Below are 16,936 nucleotides of genomic sequence, written 5' to 3' on the forward strand. Positions count from 1 at the left end.
AAAATGATAAAAGAAAACTGATTGTAAATCACCAAAACAAGTGAATTTTTATAAAATAACGAACAATTTCCATCTCTATCAGTCTAAATGTTTGCAAAATGAGTGAAAAATGAGTGTAAGCAATCTTTTTGAAATTTTAATTAATTTTCAAATTTTCTGTATTTTTAGATAATATTGTGTTATAATACATAACATACCGAAAGAAAGTTATATGGTAGGAGGATCTATTATGGAGATCAAAACTTTAAAACGTGTCGGTCTTGGGGCTGTCACATTGTTGTCTGCTGCTACACTAGCAGCATGTGGTGGAAATAATTCATCATCAAAATCTGCTAGCAAAGATATCAATTGGTTTGTACCAACTGAAATCAGCACACTTGATATTTCAAAAGTAACTGATACTTACTCATCAATTGCTATTGGTAACTCAGGAAGTAACCTTCTTCGTGTTGATGAAAAAGGTGATTTGAAACCTGATTTGGCTGAAAAAGTTGAAGTATCTGAAGATGGTTTAACATACACAGCTACACTTCGTGATAACCTTAAATGGTCAGATGGTAGCAAATTGACAGCTGAAGATTTCGTATACAGCTGGCAACGTATTGCTGATCCAAAAACAGCTTCTGAATACTCATATCTTGTTTCAGATGCCCACGTTTTGAATGCTGAAGATGTCATTGCAGGTACTAAAGGTGTTGACCAACTTGGTGTTAAAGCTGATGGCAACAAAGTTATCTTTACTTTGTCAAACCCTTCTCCACAATTTATGAGTCTTCTATCATTTGCAAACTTCATGCCACAAAGCAAAGCATTTGTTGAAAAAGCAGGTGACCAATACGGTACAACTTCTGAAAAATCATTGTACTCTGGTCCATACACAGTTTCAAAATGGAATGGTACAAATGGTAACTTCACACTTGTGAAAAACAAATACTATTGGGATGCTAAAGACGTTAAAACTAAGAAAGTAAACGTTCAAACAATTAAGAAACCAGATACAGCTGTTCAAATGTACAAAGATGGTGACCTTGATACAGCAAACATCTCAAATACAGAAGCTACATTTAAAGCTAATAAAAACCGTAAAGACGTTGTTCCAGTTCCAGAAGCAACTACAGCTTACATGGTTTACAACCAAACTGGTACTGTTACTGCTTTGAACAACCTTAAAGTTCGTCAAGCACTTAACCTTGCAACTGACCGTGCAGGTATCGTTAAAGCTGCCATCGACACTGGTTCAAAAGCTGCAACTGCCCTTGCACCAACAGGTCTTGAAAAACTCCCTGATGGAACAGACTTGGCTAAATACGTATCACCAGGCTACTCATACAATAAAAAAGAAGCAACTAAACTCTTCAAAGAAGGTCTTGCTGAACTTGGCACAGATTCAGTTAAATTGACTGTAACTGCTGACTCAGATGCTCCAGTTGCTAAAGCTGCTGTTGACTACATCAAACAAACTTGGGAAGAAGCTCTTCCAGGCTTGAAAGTTGAAGAAAAATTCGTTACTTTCAAACAACGTCTTGAAGATACTAAGAACCAAAACTTCGATGTAGCCCTTGTTCTTTGGGGTGGTGACTATCCAGAAGGATCTACATTCTACGGACTCTTCACTACTGGTTCATCATACAACTACGGTAAATTCTCAAATGCTGATTACGATGCTGCTTACCAAAAAGCCATCACTACAGACGCTCTAGATGCTAAAGCTGCTGCTGATGATTATAAAGCTGCTGAAAAAGCTCTTTATGACAACGCACTTTACAACCCAATCTACTTCCGTAGCACTAAGTCACTTCAAAATCCTGACCTTAAAGGTCTTGTACGTAACTCAACAGGATTGCAAGTTGACTTCACTCACGCATACAAAAAATAAATCATTCTAGTGATGATGAGACAAGGTTCGAGCCTATCGAGCCTTGTTTTTTTATGACTTAAAAAATGGTACAATGAAAGTATCATATTAGTAAAAGGAAATATATGCGTTTAGATAAATTTTTAGTTGAAGCAGGTCAAGGCTCACGCACAGAAGTCAAACAGCTTCTTAAGAAAAAACAAGTCTCTGTCAATGGAAAAATCGAGACCTCTCCTAAGACACAAATCGATGAAAAAGTAGATCAAGTCATTTGTCAGGGACAAAATCTGTCTTATGAAAAATACGTTTATTACATGCTTAATAAGCCAAAAGGAGTCATTTCTGCAACTGAGGACAATCAACATAAGACGGTACTGGATTTACTTGATAAGACAGCTTGGGATAAAGAAGTCTTTCCTGTTGGGCGATTAGATATTGATACTCACGGGCTTTTGCTTTTGACAAATAATGGAAAATTGGCGCATGCCATCCTTTCGCCTAAAAAGCATGTTGATAAGCTTTATCGCGCTAAAGTAGCTGGGATTATGACAGCTGAAGATGTCGAGCATTTTGCTAAAGGCATCGAGTTGAAAGATTTCACGTGTCAACCAGCGCAGCTAGAGATTTTAGAAATTGATGAAGCTGCGAAGACAAGCTTAGTTGCTATCACAATCAAAGAAGGAAAATTCCACCAAGTCAAACGCATGGTTTTAGCTTGTGGCAAAGAAGTTACAGACCTAGAACGTTTGAGTATGGGACCATTACAATTGGATGAAAACTTATCACTAGGTGAGTGGCGTCGATTGACAGCAGAAGAGCTAGAGAAACTAGAAGTATTTGACGTTGAGTTGTAAATTTCTTACAGTACTTATTTGATTATTTAGCCTAATCATGTTAAGATAATAGTAATAAAATCAATTGAGCGAGGTGTATTAAGGTGGCATTTGGTGAAAACGGACCACGTAAAAAAACAGCGTTTGAAAAACTGACTTTAGTAGTTGTTATCTTAATGGTTCTAGTAACTGTAGGTGGTCTTATTGCGACTGCTATTGGTTCAATTATTTAAAGAACGCTGAAGAGGCGTTTTTTTATGCTTTTGCACATCCAATTTTAGTGCAACAGTTATTACAATGAAAGAATAGGAATTAATAATGAGTATGTTTTTAGATACTGCCAAAATCAGCGTTAAAGCTGGTCGTGGTGGTGATGGCATGGTTGCCTTCCGTCGTGAAAAATACGTCCCTAATGGCGGTCCTTGGGGAGGTGACGGTGGTAAAGGTGGTTCAGTCATCTTTAAAGTTGACGAAGGACTTCGTACATTGATGGACTTCCGTTACAACCGTATTTTTAAAGCTAAATCTGGTGAAAAAGGGATGACAAAAGGAATGCACGGACGTGGTGCAGAAGACCTTATTGTTCGTGTCCCACAAGGAACAACTGTTCGTGATGCTGAGACAAATAAAGTTATCACTGACCTTGTTGAAAATGGTCAAGAATTTGTTGTGGCTCATGGTGGACGTGGTGGACGTGGTAATATCCGCTTTGCGACACCACGTAACCCTGCACCAGAAATTGCCGAAAATGGTGAACCAGGTGAAGAACGTGAACTTCAACTTGAATTGAAAATCTTGGCAGATGTTGGTTTGGTTGGGTTCCCATCAGTTGGTAAATCTACATTACTAAGTGTTGTTACAGCTGCTAAACCCAAAATCGGTGCTTATCACTTTACAACAATCGTGCCTAACCTTGGTATGGTTCGCACAAAATCAGGTGACAGCTTTGCCATGGCTGATCTTCCGGGATTGATTGAAGGAGCTTCACAAGGTGTAGGTCTTGGAACACAATTTCTTCGTCACATCGAGCGTACACGTGTTATCTTGCACGTTATCGACATGTCAGCAAGTGAAGGTCGTGACCCTTACGAAGATTATGTTTCAATCAATAACGAACTTGAAACTTACAACCTTCGTTTGATGGAACGTCCACAAATCATTGTTGCTAACAAGATGGACATACCAGAAGCAGAAGAAAACTTGAAAGTCTTCAAAGAAAAATTGGCAGCAAATTACGATGATTTCGATGAAATGCCAATGATTTTCCCAATTTCAAGCTTAGCTCACCAAGGCTTGGAAAATCTGATGGAAGCAACAGCAGAGTTGCTTGACAAGACTGATGAATTCTTGCTTTACACTGAAGATGACATGATTGACGAAGAAGTTTACTACGGATTTGATCCAGACGAACGTCCGTTTGAAATTTCACGTGATGACGATGCTGCTTGGGTATTGTCAGGTGAAAAACTTGAAAAACTCTTTGTCATGACAAATATGGAACGTGACGAATCAGTTATGAAATTTGCCCGTCAATTGCGCGGTATGGGTGTCGATGAAGCCCTTCGTGAACGTGGTGCTAAAGACGGAGATATCGTTCGAATTGGTAACTTCGAATTTGAATTCGTGGATTAATATAAGATACAAAGTCCGTTAAGCGAGCAAAGCAAAAATAGAAATTTTAACGAAGAGCAATGAGTTCTAGGAAAAATTATCTTTTTTGCCCAGCTCGTAGGACGTGTTCGATTGTTATGTTAGCTATTACTAATTGGTATACTAATTAACAGTTGTGGCAAGCTCTATAGAGCGTTGCCTAGGCATCTTACTAGTTTGAAAATGGTTTAATGTCGAACCCATTTTCTCATGTCGTAGCAGGTGTTTATCAACGATAATAAGTTTTATAGATATTTTTAACGGGAGGTTCTTATGGGTGAAAAACCGATATCTTTTAGAGATAAAGATGGTAATTTTGTATCAGCAGCCGATGTTTGGAATGCTGAAAAGCTAGAAGAACTTTTCAATACCCTTAATCCAAATCGACGTTTTCGCTTAGAACGTGAAAAATTAGCAAAAGAAAAAGCAGGAGAAGCAGAAGACCAAGAGTCTTAAACTGCACTCCTACTTGAGCTCAGCTTTTTGGCTGGGCTTTTTTAGTTGCTATCTAAGGAATTTTCAGTTAAACGGTAGTGCTTTCTTGCAACGGTTTGAATAAAATGTTGGTCGTGAGAAACACTGATTATGCATCCTGGATAATTAAGGAAGAGTTCGCGGATAAGCGGTTGGCTTGTTGGTGAAAAATGTCGTGTTGGTTCATCAAGAATAATCACTTGATTTTTAGAAAGAACCATGTGGGCTAAGAAAAGTTTAGCTTTTTGCCCCCCAGATAGGTTAAGAGCAGAGTGCTCCATTTCTTCTCGTGTAAATTGAAGGCAAGCTAGGATGGTTCTTGCGGTATTCTCATTTGCTATATCGTCTAAAAATTCGAGAGTTGAAATCTCTTTTGAAAAGAAACTGTCGTAATCTTGTGGCATGTAACCGATAGAAAGTTGCTGATTTTGGTTTAGGTCGTGATAAATCTGTTTGATTAATCTTGTTTTTCCAATGCCGTTTTTACCTGTTATCACTAATTTATCTTGTCCGAAAATATCTAAATTAATTTTCTGTCCAGTTGGTAACTGGTGCTTTTTCCAAGAAAGAATTCTCTTGTTTTTATCAAGTGTTGAAATATCATTAAAAAAGAGTGCGATATTGTCCATGTTTTCTGGAAATTCGGTACGATTACTATCTTCTTTTTGATACCTTTTTTCAAGTGAAAGAACAGTTTTCATCTTTTTAGCCGCCAGTCTTCCAAGAGTGCTGTCATGAGTGTGTCTAACATTGTATTGGGCAGCTTGGTGGATGCGATGGAGTTTTGCATCTCGTTTTTTCTTTAAGCGATAGTCGTTTTTGGCTTCTTGTAATTGCTTAGTATAAGTGCTTTGGCGTTGTTTAAGGTAATCTAGGTATTTTCCTTGGAAATAGCTAGCGCGAGGAAGTTGACGATGCTTAAGAAGTTCAAGATGTAAGATGGCAGTAGCAGTATCTTCAAGTATAGCTTCATCGTGAGAGATAAAAATAATGGTCTTATTAGATTCTTGAATGAATTTTTTTAAGACTACTTGACTGTCAATATCAAGATCGCTGCTCGGCTCATCTAATAAGAGTAAATCAGCTTCTTGTCCAGTTAATTTAGACAGTTGGAGCTTAAGTTTCTCACCGCCTGATAAGCTAGATAAAAGTTGATTTTTTTCTTCTAATGTAGCAAGATTCAAACCTAGTTGCGCGGCCATTTGATAAAAAGCTGTATAATTGAAAAGATAATCCATATTCTTATAAAGAAAATCAGAGATGGTCTGGTCATTTTCATTTTTAGACAGGGATTGTGGAAGGTATCCGATTTTTTTAAACTGATTACGAATTTGTCCAGTATAGTCAGCATAGCTTGCAATTAATTTTGGGGATACGATAGTTTTTAGTAGGCTTGATTTGCCTGTTCCTTCCTCTCCAATAATGGCTAATTTCTCACCAGGATTTACAATGAGATGTAAGTCTGTAATGATTGGCTTAGAATCCTTGAGATGGTGAATGGATAACTGATTAATTTCTAGCATAAGATCCTCGCTTTCAAAAAAACACACTCTACCATAGCAGGTAGAGTGTGAATCTCATTATGGTCAACGCTAAAAATACCCAACACGTCTGATGGATAAGCAAGAGAATAGAGAAGTGCACTAAAAACAAAACCTGATATGGTATACCAAAACGTTTTGTTCTTAGTTGTTCATTGCTTAAATTCCTCCTACTTGATTTGCTTTCATTTTAGCAAAAGAGTGCTATTTTTGTCAAAGAATATGCGAAAATCCCCAGTCAAAAGGCTGAGGATTTTTAAAATTAATAATTTTCAGCTCGGACTTCAAAGTAAGATTGAGCGTGAGCGCAGACTGGGCAAACTTTTGGTGCTTTTGTACCAACAATAATGTGACCACAGTTACGACATTCCCAAATCTTAACTTCGCTCTTTTCAAAGACTTTAGCGGTTTCGACATTTTTGAGAAGAGCACGATAGCGTTCTTCGTGGTGCTTTTCGATTTCAGCGACCATGAGGAATTTTTTAGCAAGTTGAGGGAATCCTTCTTTTTCGGCGGTTTTGGCGAATTCAACATACATATCTGTCCATTCGTAGTTTTCACCATCTGCAGCAGTTTCCAAGTTTTCGGCAGTATCACCAATGCCAAAGAGTTCTTTATACCACATTTTGGCGTGTTCTTTTTCGTTGTCAGCAGTCTTCAAGAAAAGTTCTGCGATTTGTTCAAAGCCATCTTTTTTGGCTCTTGATGCAAAGAAAGTGTACTTGTTGCGTGCTTGAGATTCACCAGCAAATGCAGCTTGCAAATTTTTTTCGGTTTGAGTACCAGCATACTTAGACATATCAAAGTCCTCCTTATATTAAACAGTAGTTGCCTACTGATTTTACACAGAAAAAAGTTATGGATTTGCTACCTTAGCGCTCATATCTCGCTTAAAAAAGGAGTTTTCTGTCAATATAAGTGAGGTAATTCCCTAAGTTATTAGGGTTGAGTTTTTGTTTGTAGCTTGTCTTGATAACTTACCTTCAGTCTACCAAAAGCAAAAATGAAAGTCAAAATTTTAACAGAGATTGTTAAAAGAAAATATTATTATTTGGTCAATATGGAGACACAAAAAAACTAGGTCTTAAAACCTAGTTTTTTTAAGTTATTAGACGTTCAATACTTTGTTCAAGAAGTCTTTTAGACGTGGGTGTTGAGGGTTATCGAAGATTTGCTCAGGTGTTCCATCTTCAATAAATTGTCCGCCGTCTGTGAAGATAACACGGTTGGCTACTTTACGAGCAAATCCCATTTCGTGGGTAACGATTAACATGGTCATACCTTGCTCTGCCAAGTCTTTCATAACACCAAGAACGTCACCAACCATTTCAGGGTCAAGTGCAGAAGTTGGTTCGTCAAAGAGCATGATATCAGGATTCATTGCCAAACTACGTGCGATAGCGACACGTTGTTTTTGACCACCAGATAGGCTATCTGGTTTGGCATCGCGTTTATCAGCAAGACCAACTTTTGCAAGAAGTTCCATAGCGTGTTTTTCAGCATCTTCTTTGCTTTCTTTTCCTAATTCGATAGGAGCGAAAGTGATGTTTTCAAGAACAGTCATGTGTGGGAAAAGGTTGAAGTGTTGGAATACCATACCGATGTTTTCACGAACTTTATCGACGTCAGTATTTGGGTCAGATAGTTCAAAACCATCAACAACAACTTTACCACTTGTGATTGTTTCAAGAAGGTTAAGAGTACGAAGGAAAGTTGATTTTCCTGAACCTGAAGGGCCGATGATACATACAACATCACCTTCGTGGAATTGTGTTGTAATTCCTTTTAAGACTTCATTATCTCCATAAGATTTATGCAAATCTTGAACATCAATTTTTAATTCTGCCATTATTTAAGCCTCTTTTCTAGACGTTTTGCTAAACGAGTCAAAAGGGTGATCATTACAAGGTAGATGATTGCTAAGATAGCGTACATACGGAATGATTGGTAGTTACGAGCGATAATGATTTTACCTGTTTGGAAGAGTTCAACAAGACCAATTGCTGATACGATAGTTGTATCTTTCAATGAAATAACGAATTGGTTGATGAAGTTTGGCAACATCACGCGAACGGCTTGAGGCAAGATAACTTTTTTCATTGTCTTACCGTATGAGATACCTAAGCTTCGACTTGCTTCCATTTGTCCTTTAGGAACTGCTTCGATACCACCACGAACAATTTCAGCGATATAAGCACCAGCGTTCAATGAAAGTGCGATTGTTGCAGCAAGGAAATCATTGATTGGGCTTTGGTGACCTGTCATTGATTCGATAAGGTTTGGAATTCCCCAGAAGATGAAAGCAGCGACGATCATCAATGGGATACCACGAACAACATCGACAAAGACTGCTGATATTGTACGAAGAACTCTATTTGGAGCAACGGCCATCATACCAAAGATGATACCAATAACCATAGCAATTGCAAATGAAATTAGTGTTAGACTAAGAGTTGTTCCAAGACCTGTAAGCAATTGTGAGTAGTTGTTTTTGATAAGTCCCCAAATTGTTGTTTCATCAACGCTTGATGATGTTGACTTTTTAGAATCAGTTGAACCAAGGTATTTGCTTACGATTTTATCGTATTCACCTGATTTGACAAGTGCAGCAAGACCGTTGTTGAACATTTCAAGCAATTCTGGGTTAGCACCTTTGTTTACGGCAAATCCGTATTCACCAGATTTTTCACCATCGATTGGTGTATCAAAGTTACGACCTTGTTTGATAGCATAACGAAGGACAGCTTCATCATCCATAAGGGCGTCGATTGAACCAGAGTTCAAACTATCATACATTGTAGATGCTTCATCAAAGGCGCGAAGTGTGTAGCCGTATTGAGCGGCGTGTTCTGACAACCATGTGTAAGATGATGTACCATTTTTGGCACCAACAGTTTTACCGCTCAAGTCATCGTATGATTTTACTGAGCTTCCCTTTTTAACAGCAAGCAAGATGTTTGAAGTGTAGTAAGCATCTGAGAAATCAAAGATTTCTTTACGCGCATCAGTGATTGACATACCAGCCATAACACCATCAGCTTGACCAGCTTGGACAGCGTTAAGTGCTGCATCAAAACCTGGGTTTGAGATTTCAATGTTGAAACCTTGTTGTTTTGCGATAGCTTTGATTAAGTCAACGTCGATTCCTTCGTATTTACCTGAGTCATTTTGGTATTCAAATGGGGCAAATGAAGAATCCATAACGATTTTATAACTTGATTTGACTGGAGTTGCTTTTGCAGAAGCGTCACCAGATAATTTTAGGCTGCTTGATGCAACAACACTTGATTGATCAGCAGCTTTATCAGAATCACCGAGCCATTTTGCCATGATAGTATCGTAAGTACCATCTTTTTTCATTTCAGCAAAAGCTTGGTTAAATTCGTTGATGAGGTATTCGTATTTGCTTCCTTTTTTAACAGCAAAAGCGAAGCTTCCGACTTTTTCACCGTCGATATTGATAGCGTAGTTTTTACCTTGGCTAATAGCGTATTGGACAACAGGTTGGTCATCCATAGCAGCATAGACTGAACCAGCATCCAAGCTGTTGTTCATCAAGTCGCTTGTATCAAAAGTTTTGATTTTATAGCCATATTTCTTTTGATTTTCTTTAAGGAATGCTTGTGCAGCAGTTCCGTTTTTAACACCAACAGTTTTACCTGACAGTTGTTTATAGTTAGACACTTTAGCATCGCTACGAGTGTAGACAACAACAGCTGTATCGTAATAAGTATCTGAGAATGTGAAGACTTTTTTACGAGCTTCTGTGACTGTTGTACCAGCCATAAGGGCATCGGCTTGACCAGCTTGAACCGCATTAACTGCTGCGTCGAAACCAGGGAATGTCATATCGATATTCCAACCCTCTCGGTTTGCGACTTCATTAATAATGTCAACGTCAATACCTTTATAAACTTGATCTGAATCTTTGAATTCGAATGGGGCATAAGCAGTGTCAGACACGATACTGATTGTATCGGCGTTAGCATTTGCACCAAACACAAAGATTGCAGAAACCATTGCTAGCATAATAGCTTTCAATTTGTGCTTCATGTTAGTCTCCTTTAGAATAGATTGCATTAATTATATCAAAATTCAGACACTTAAGCAACTTAAGTTTTTATCTCATGTTAGAAAATCTAACATGAGAAGTCAGGACGAATTGCCTTCGATATCAAAAGGGAGTATTTTGCCCTTATTTATGGTAGAATGAAGGTAATAAAGACAGTTTGAGGAATATTATGATTGATAGAATAGAAAATAATCATTTTAAATTAGTCTCGAAATATGAGCCATCTGGTGACCAACCACAGGCAATCGAGACTTTAGTTGATAATATTGAAGGAGGAGAAAAGGCTCAGATTCTTCTCGGAGCAACAGGTACTGGTAAAACTTATACAATGAGTCAAGTCATTGCTAAAGTTAATAAACCAACCCTTGTTATCGCACACAACAAGACCTTGGCTGGTCAGCTTTATGGGGAATTCAAGGAATTCTTCCCAGAAAATGCGGTTGAGTACTTTGTATCTTACTATGACTATTACCAACCCGAAGCTTATGTGCCATCAAGTGACACCTATATTGAAAAAGATAGCTCAGTCAATGATGAAATTGACAAGCTACGCCACTCAGCAACGTCATCACTTCTTGAACGAAATGATGTTATTGTCGTTGCATCTGTATCATGTATTTATGGTTTGGGGTCACCGAAAGAATATGCTGATAGTGTTGTAAGTCTTCGTCCAGGTCAGGAAATCTCACGTGACCAATTGTTAAATGACCTTGTTGATATTCAATTTGAACGAAATGACATTGATTTTCAACGTGGTCGCTTTCGTGTTCGCGGTGATGTGGTTGAAATTTTCCCAGCCAGCCGAGACGAACATGCCTTTCGTATCGAATTCTTCGGTGATGAAATTGATCGCATTCGAGAAATCGAAAGTTTGACAGGCAAAGTTTTAGGTGATGTTGAGCATTTGGCGATTTTCCCTGCAACCCACTTCATGACCAATGAAGAACACATGGAAGAAGCTATTCAAAAAATCCTAGCAGAAATGGAAGATCAGGTTAAGCAGTTCGAAGCTGAAGGCAAACTCATCGAAGCACAGCGTATTCGTCAACGTACAGAATATGATGTCGAAATGCTTCGCGAGATGGGCTATACAAATGGTGTTGAAAACTATTCTCGTTATATGGATGGACGTTCAGAAGGTGAGCCGCCATTTACCCTTCTTGATTTCTTCCCAGAAGACTTTTTGATTATGGTTGATGAAAGTCACATGACCATGGGACAAATCAAGGGCATGTACAATGGTGACCGTTCTCGTAAGGAGATGCTGGTTAACTATGGTTTCCGCTTGCCAAGTGCACTTGATAACCGTCCGCTTCGTCGTGAAGAGTTTGAAAGTCATGTTCACCAAATTGTTTACGTCTCAGCGACCCCTGGTGATTATGAACTAGAACAAACCGATACCGTCGTTGAACAAATTATTCGTCCGACAGGTCTACTTGATCCTGAAGTCGAAGTTCGTCCGACGATGGGGCAAATGGATGACCTTCTTGGTGAAATCAATGCTCGTGTTGAAAAAGGTGAGCGTACCTTTATCACGACATTAACCAAGAAAATGGCAGAAGATTTGACGGATTATCTCAAAGAAATGGGTGTCAAAGTCAAATACATGCACTCAGATATCAAGACTTTGGAACGTACCGAGATTATTCGCGATTTGCGTTTAGGTGTTTTTGATGTTTTGATTGGGATTAATTTGCTGCGTGAAGGGATTGACGTGCCAGAGGTTAGCTTGGTCGCTATTCTTGATGCAGATAAAGAAGGATTCCTCCGTAATGAACGTGGTCTGATTCAAACCATTGGTCGTGCTGCGCGAAATAGCGAAGGTCATGTTATCATGTACGCAGATAAGATTACAGAATCAATGCAAAAAGCCATGGATGAAACAGCGCGCCGTCGTAAGATTCAAATGCGTTACAACGAAGAACATGGTATTGTACCGCAAACCATTAAGAAAGAAATTCGCGATTTGATTTCTATTTCTAAAGCGACAGATACTGAAGTGGCTGAGGATACGCCAGATTACTCAAGTATGAACAAGGCAGAGCGCAAAGATGCTATTAAGAAACTTCAAAAACAAATGCAAGAAGCGGCAGAAATGCTCGATTTCGAACTAGCTGCTCAACTGCGTGATATGGTATTAGAGTTGAAAGCTATGGATTAGGGGGAAATGTAAGAAAATGTCTCGTGCACAACGTGTGATTTTAACCAATATGTGCTTAATTGAAGATGGCAAAGGCAATGTCGTCATGCAGATTCGTGACCCAAAACGTTATTCTTGGTCAGGCTATGCTCTTCCTGGAGGACATATCGAAGCCCATGAAGGTTTAGTTGAATCAGTTATTCGTGAAGTCAAAGAAGAAACAGGACTTACCATTAAAAATCCTCAGTTAGTTGGAATGAAACATTGGTACACTAAAGAAGATGAACGTTATCTAGTTTTCTTGTACCGAACTTCTGATTTTGAAGGGGATATTCATTCTACTGATGAGGGAGAAATTAAATGGGTAGCTAGAAAAGATTTATCTAACCTTGACTTAGCTTATGATATGCTAAATTTGCTACGTATTTTTGAAGAAGATGACCTTAATGAACTCTTTTATCGTGAACGTTTGAAAGACGATTTCTTACGTGAATTTTGGTAAGAGTAATAAGTTTTCTTCCTATTAAATAACCAGATTTTAAACAATCAAAAAGCTTGGAACAATTGTTCCAAGCTTTTTTTGATAATTAATAATAGAAGGGGAGAAGTGATTGAACTTCTTCTTATTTAACTGAACCACCAGTAATGCCTTCAACGTAGTATTTTTGCATAAACATGAAGAGCAATGTGATTGGAACAGCGATAAGAACTGAACCAGCAGTGAATGACATGAACCAGTCATTAATGGTATCTTGTTGCAACATTGAGAATAGACCAATGGCAACAGTGTATTTACTTGTTGCATCACCTAGGATAACCTTAGCGAAGATGAAATCAATCCAAGGACCGATGAAAGCCATAAGCGCTGTGTAGACAATGATTGGTTTTGAAAGTGGGAGAGTGATTTTAAAGAAAATGTCAGCGCGAGTAGCTCCATCAATCATAGCAGATTCATCAAGTGAGTAAGGAATTGTATCAAAGAATCCTTTAGCAATGTAGAATCCAAGTGCTGCACCAGCAGAGTAAACTAGGATAAGTGCTAGTAATGTTTGGTCAAGGTTGAATGCTTTTAAGATGTAGTAAACAGCAATCATACTCATGAAACCAGGGAACATATTAAGCACAAGTGCTAACTTCAAGAAACCATTGCGGTGTTTGAATTTGATACGACTAAGTGAGTATGCCATAGCAACGGTGATGAATGTTGAAATTACACAAGTAGCAGAAGCGACGAATAATGTATTCAAGAACCATTGCCCAAATGGAAAGGCATCAGAAGTAAATAGTTTAATGTAATTATCTAGCGTCCAAGTTTTTGGAATGAAGTAGTTAACGTATGCTGTTCCTTCGCCACGGAAGCTAGTAAGAACAACCCAAACGATTGGAAAGAGCCAGATGATTGATAAAACAATCAATAAAATATAGACAAAAGTCAGTGTTAATCTTTTTTTGTTTTTCATTATTTAGCAACCCCTTCCTTGTAAGAACTTGTTCTTGTGTAAGCCAAGAGACTAAATACAGCAGAAAGAACAAAGATAAGAATACCGATAACAGAAGCAAGGTTGTAGTCAGCTGCAGTAACTGTTAAGTTGTAGAGCCAAGTAACAAGCAAGTCTGTGCTACCAGCTTGGTAGAAGTTAGAGTTAGTAGGACCACCACCAGTAAGAAGGTAGATAACGTTGAAGTTGTTGATGTTACCGATAAATTGTTGAATCAAGTTTGGCATCATCACAAGTAAGATTTGAGGGAATGTGATTGATTTAAAGATTTGGAATTTATTGGCACCATCGATTTCAGCGGCTTCTATTTGTTCTTGTGGAAGGTTCATGATAATACCTGAAGCGACAAGCATTGTGACAGGAATACCTACCCACATGTTAACGATGATGATTGAGAATTTAGCCCAAAGTGGGTCTGACAAGAATGGCAGTGGGTTTGCAGCAGAGATAAGTCCGATTTTTTCAAGGAATGCATTGACTGGACCTGCATCACTGAGCAAGTTTCTCATGATAAGAAGTGAAATGAATTGTGGCACAGCAATTGTGATAACGAAGATAGTACGCCACATTTTTTTCAATTTCAATCCTTTAGTATTAATGATTAATGCAAGAACAATACCAAAGAAGAAGTTAGTAACAGTAGCAAAGACTGCCCAAATTAATGTCCAAGACAAGACTGGGAAGAATGTTCCTGCCATACGACCGTTAAAGATGTTACCGAAGTTAGCAAGACCAACCCAGTCAAACAAACTTTTCGGTGGTAGGTGATTGTGGTCATAACTTGTGAATGCCAAACAAATCATATAAATTAATGGCAAGATAGTGAAGAGAAGAACCCCAATCATTGGGACTGCCATCAAAGTCATGTGGAAACGACCGTTTGCCAATGTTTCAAAGTCTTCTTTAAAGGTAGGAACTTTCAAACCTTCTTTATCGATGACATAAAGATTTCTAGCGCTCTTAAGGTTACACCAATAAATGTAAGCAAAAACAAGGCAGAAGATAAGAGAAGCAAGACCGAAGATAAGCATTAACATTGAGTTATCGCCATCAACAGCAACTTTCATCTTAATCCCGTTGACGGTTTGTTCAACAAGACCTTGTTGGTGTGTTCCCAGAGTGATTAATCCTTGCAAGTTTGGAATAATCTGAGAGAAGAAAGTGATTAAGAAAAGAATCTCTGATAGTAAAAACAAACAACCTTTAATAATCTGTTTATGGTAAAAATTTGAGAATCCCATAATCAGAAATGACAGTTTGGTATCAAATTTTCCTTTTTTAAAAGCCTCAGTAACTGATACACTGTCAAAATAGTGTGAATTAGTCATACAAAACTCCTTTTATTAATCTTGTTGGAAGTCACTGCTAAAAATTTAATCTTAAAGTTCTTAGCAATAACTCCGACAAGAGTTTCCCTAAAAATAAAGTGGGGATGTAACTCCCCACTTCAGAACATCTTACTTAGCGTTAGCTAAATCTTTGTCAAATTGTTGCAATTTAGCGAGGTAGTCACCACTTTGAATTTTACCATTGTAGACATCGCTGAGAAGTGCAGCGCTTTCAGTCCAGAATGTAGTCATTTGACTAAGTTTAGGTGTTACAACTGTGTAGTCTGATGATGAAGCCATCTTGATAACTGCTTGAGCTAATTCATCTGATTGAACTTTATCTGATGATTGAACTTCTTTGTTAGCAGGAATAATGTTACGACCTTCGTAAGTGAATTGGTTTTCTTGGCTTTCTGCGCTAGTAAGCATAGAAGCAAGTTTGTAAGAAGCAGCGATACGTTTTGTATCTGAACCTGCAGGTGCTTGGTTAACAGCAAAGAGTTTCACACCAAGGAAAGCTTTTTGTTGTACTTCGTTACCGCCGATTGAGATTTTTGGATAAACAGCGATACCAAGATTATCTTTACCAACAGCGTCTTGTGCAGCTTTAAGATCCCAAGGGCCTGATTCAAGTGAAGCAACGTTTCCATCACCGAATTTAGACATTGCATTTTCAGCAGTCAAGTTAACGAAACCTTTGTTTGATTTTTGATCAGCAATCCATTGAAGAACTGATACACCAGCATCGTTACCCCAGTTAGTGCCATCAACTGTTTCGCCATCTTCACCAAATAGTGTATCACCGACTGACATAAAGAGTGGAGCAGTTGCGTAAGCGTTCATTGCTTTAAATGTTGCACCGAATGTTGCTTTGCTTGTGATTGTTTCGTAGTTAGCAACATCGTCAGCTGAAAGTTTTGATTTGTTATAGAAGAGAACTTGTGACTCGATACCAAATGGGAAAGCGTAAGTTTTACCATTGTATTTTGCACCAGCTACTGCTTGATCAGTATCGTTAGTAGCAATTTCTTTGGCATAATCTTCAGGAACTTCTTGGATAACACCAGATTCAACTAGTTGACCAAGTTGATCGTGTGGAAGCGAGAAGACATCAGCAGCTTTTTGTGGGTCTTTCTTAACGTTTTCTTGTGCTTTTGAATCGTTTGATTCAACCATCTTAACTGTGTAACCAGATTCTTTTTCGAAATCTTTAACAATAGCAGTGTAAGATTTTTTAGCACCAGTTGGTACCCAAAGTTTGATTGTCTTGCTGTCAGAGGCAGAAGATGATTTAGTTGATGAGTTATTTGAGCAAGCAACTAAAACGCTTCCAGCAAGTGTTAAACCTGCACCAGCAAGGACCATTTTTTTCCATGTGTTCTTCTTCATGAGTTTCCCCTCCTAGAGAAAGATTAGTAATATTATTTACACTTATATTATGCAACCGTTTGCAGTTAATGTCAAGCGTTTTTTGTAAAAAAGTTTAAAAAACTTGAAAGGTCAAACAAAGAAAGTGATAATAAGTGCGTTAATCTGATATATAT

The 16,936-nt window shown here is 38.1% G+C and carries 14 protein-coding genes; 7 read left to right on the forward strand and 7 right to left on the reverse strand.

The genetic code is table 11. The features are described from left to right. Positions 1-229: 229 nt before the first annotated feature. The 5 genes from E0E02_RS08180 to E0E02_RS08200 all read left to right on the forward strand — a co-directional run bounded on the left by E0E02_RS08180 (position 230) and on the right by E0E02_RS08200 (position 4,794). Entirely contained in the window at positions 230-1,876 is a 1,647-nt protein-coding gene (locus E0E02_RS08180; RefSeq protein ID WP_133018329.1) for a peptide ABC transporter substrate-binding protein, read from the forward strand. 104 nt (positions 1,877-1,980) lie between these two features. Next, complete coding sequence (locus tag E0E02_RS08185) at positions 1,981-2,709, forward strand: pseudouridine synthase (RefSeq protein WP_133018330.1); 729 nt, start codon at positions 1,981-1,983, stop codon at positions 2,707-2,709. An 83-nt stretch (positions 2,710-2,792) separates the two neighbouring features. After that, on the forward strand, positions 2,793-2,921 hold the full coding sequence (locus tag E0E02_RS08190; protein WP_003065505.1) for a DUF4044 domain-containing protein: 129 nt from the start codon (positions 2,793-2,795) through the stop codon (positions 2,919-2,921). A gap of 85 nt (positions 2,922-3,006) precedes the next feature. Continuing rightward, complete coding sequence (obgE, locus tag E0E02_RS08195; protein ID WP_133018331.1) at positions 3,007-4,320, forward strand: GTPase ObgE; 1,314 nt, start codon at positions 3,007-3,009, stop codon at positions 4,318-4,320. Positions 4,321-4,611: 291 nt separating this feature from the next. Next, positions 4,612-4,794 (forward strand): hypothetical protein, encoded by a 183-nt coding sequence (locus tag E0E02_RS08200; protein WP_014334954.1) that lies wholly within the window; start codon positions 4,612-4,614, stop codon positions 4,792-4,794. Between the two features lie 41 nt (positions 4,795-4,835). On the opposite strand, the gene E0E02_RS08205 is transcribed toward E0E02_RS08200, so the two are convergent. The 4 genes from E0E02_RS08205 to E0E02_RS08220 form a co-directional block, all read right to left on the reverse strand. Beyond that, a complete protein-coding gene (locus E0E02_RS08205) occupies positions 4,836-6,335 on the reverse strand; it encodes an ATP-binding cassette domain-containing protein (protein ID WP_133018332.1) in 1,500 nt (499 codons plus the stop codon). A 280-nt stretch (positions 6,336-6,615) separates the two neighbouring features. Next, a complete protein-coding gene (gene rbr / locus E0E02_RS08210) occupies positions 6,616-7,152 on the reverse strand; it encodes a rubrerythrin (RefSeq protein WP_039696657.1) in 537 nt (178 codons plus the stop codon). A 309-nt stretch (positions 7,153-7,461) separates the two neighbouring features. Next, entirely contained in the window at positions 7,462-8,202 is a 741-nt protein-coding gene (locus E0E02_RS08215) for an amino acid ABC transporter ATP-binding protein (protein WP_039696658.1), read from the reverse strand. Further along, positions 8,202-10,406: an ABC transporter substrate-binding protein/permease gene (locus E0E02_RS08220; RefSeq protein WP_133018333.1), complete on the reverse strand. Its 2,205-nt coding sequence runs from the start codon at positions 10,404-10,406 to the stop codon at positions 8,202-8,204. Before E0E02_RS08220 ends, E0E02_RS08215 begins: the two co-directional genes overlap by 1 nt. A gap of 188 nt (positions 10,407-10,594) precedes the next feature. Here E0E02_RS08220 and uvrB point away from each other — a divergent pair, with 188 nt between their 5' ends. Continuing rightward, entirely contained in the window at positions 10,595-12,586 is a 1,992-nt protein-coding gene (uvrB, locus tag E0E02_RS08225; RefSeq protein ID WP_133018334.1) for an excinuclease ABC subunit UvrB, read from the forward strand. A gap of 16 nt (positions 12,587-12,602) precedes the next feature. Beyond that, positions 12,603-13,067: an 8-oxo-dGTP diphosphatase gene (locus E0E02_RS08230; RefSeq protein ID WP_133018335.1), complete on the forward strand. Its 465-nt coding sequence runs from the start codon at positions 12,603-12,605 to the stop codon at positions 13,065-13,067. Positions 13,068-13,188: 121 nt separating this feature from the next. Here the strand turns inward: E0E02_RS08230 and E0E02_RS08235 are convergent, their stop codons facing one another. From E0E02_RS08235 to E0E02_RS08245, 3 genes are all read right to left on the reverse strand, one after another. Next, complete coding sequence (locus E0E02_RS08235) at positions 13,189-14,025, reverse strand: sugar ABC transporter permease (RefSeq protein ID WP_013852034.1); 837 nt, start codon at positions 14,023-14,025, stop codon at positions 13,189-13,191. Then, entirely contained in the window at positions 14,025-15,392 is a 1,368-nt protein-coding gene (locus E0E02_RS08240; protein WP_074563983.1) for a sugar ABC transporter permease, read from the reverse strand. The genes E0E02_RS08235 and E0E02_RS08240 overlap by 1 nt, the downstream gene beginning before the upstream one ends. 129 nt (positions 15,393-15,521) lie before the next feature. Further along, the gene (locus tag E0E02_RS08245) at positions 15,522-16,781 is read right to left on the reverse strand and encodes an extracellular solute-binding protein (RefSeq protein ID WP_133018336.1); all 1,260 of its coding nucleotides are present in this window, start codon (positions 16,779-16,781) and stop codon (positions 15,522-15,524) included. Positions 16,782-16,936: the final 155 nt, after the last annotated feature.

It is taken from the genome of Streptococcus sp. KCJ4932, assembly GCF_004352745.1.
Classification (GTDB): Bacteria; Bacillota; Bacilli; order Lactobacillales; family Streptococcaceae; genus Streptococcus; species Streptococcus ruminicola.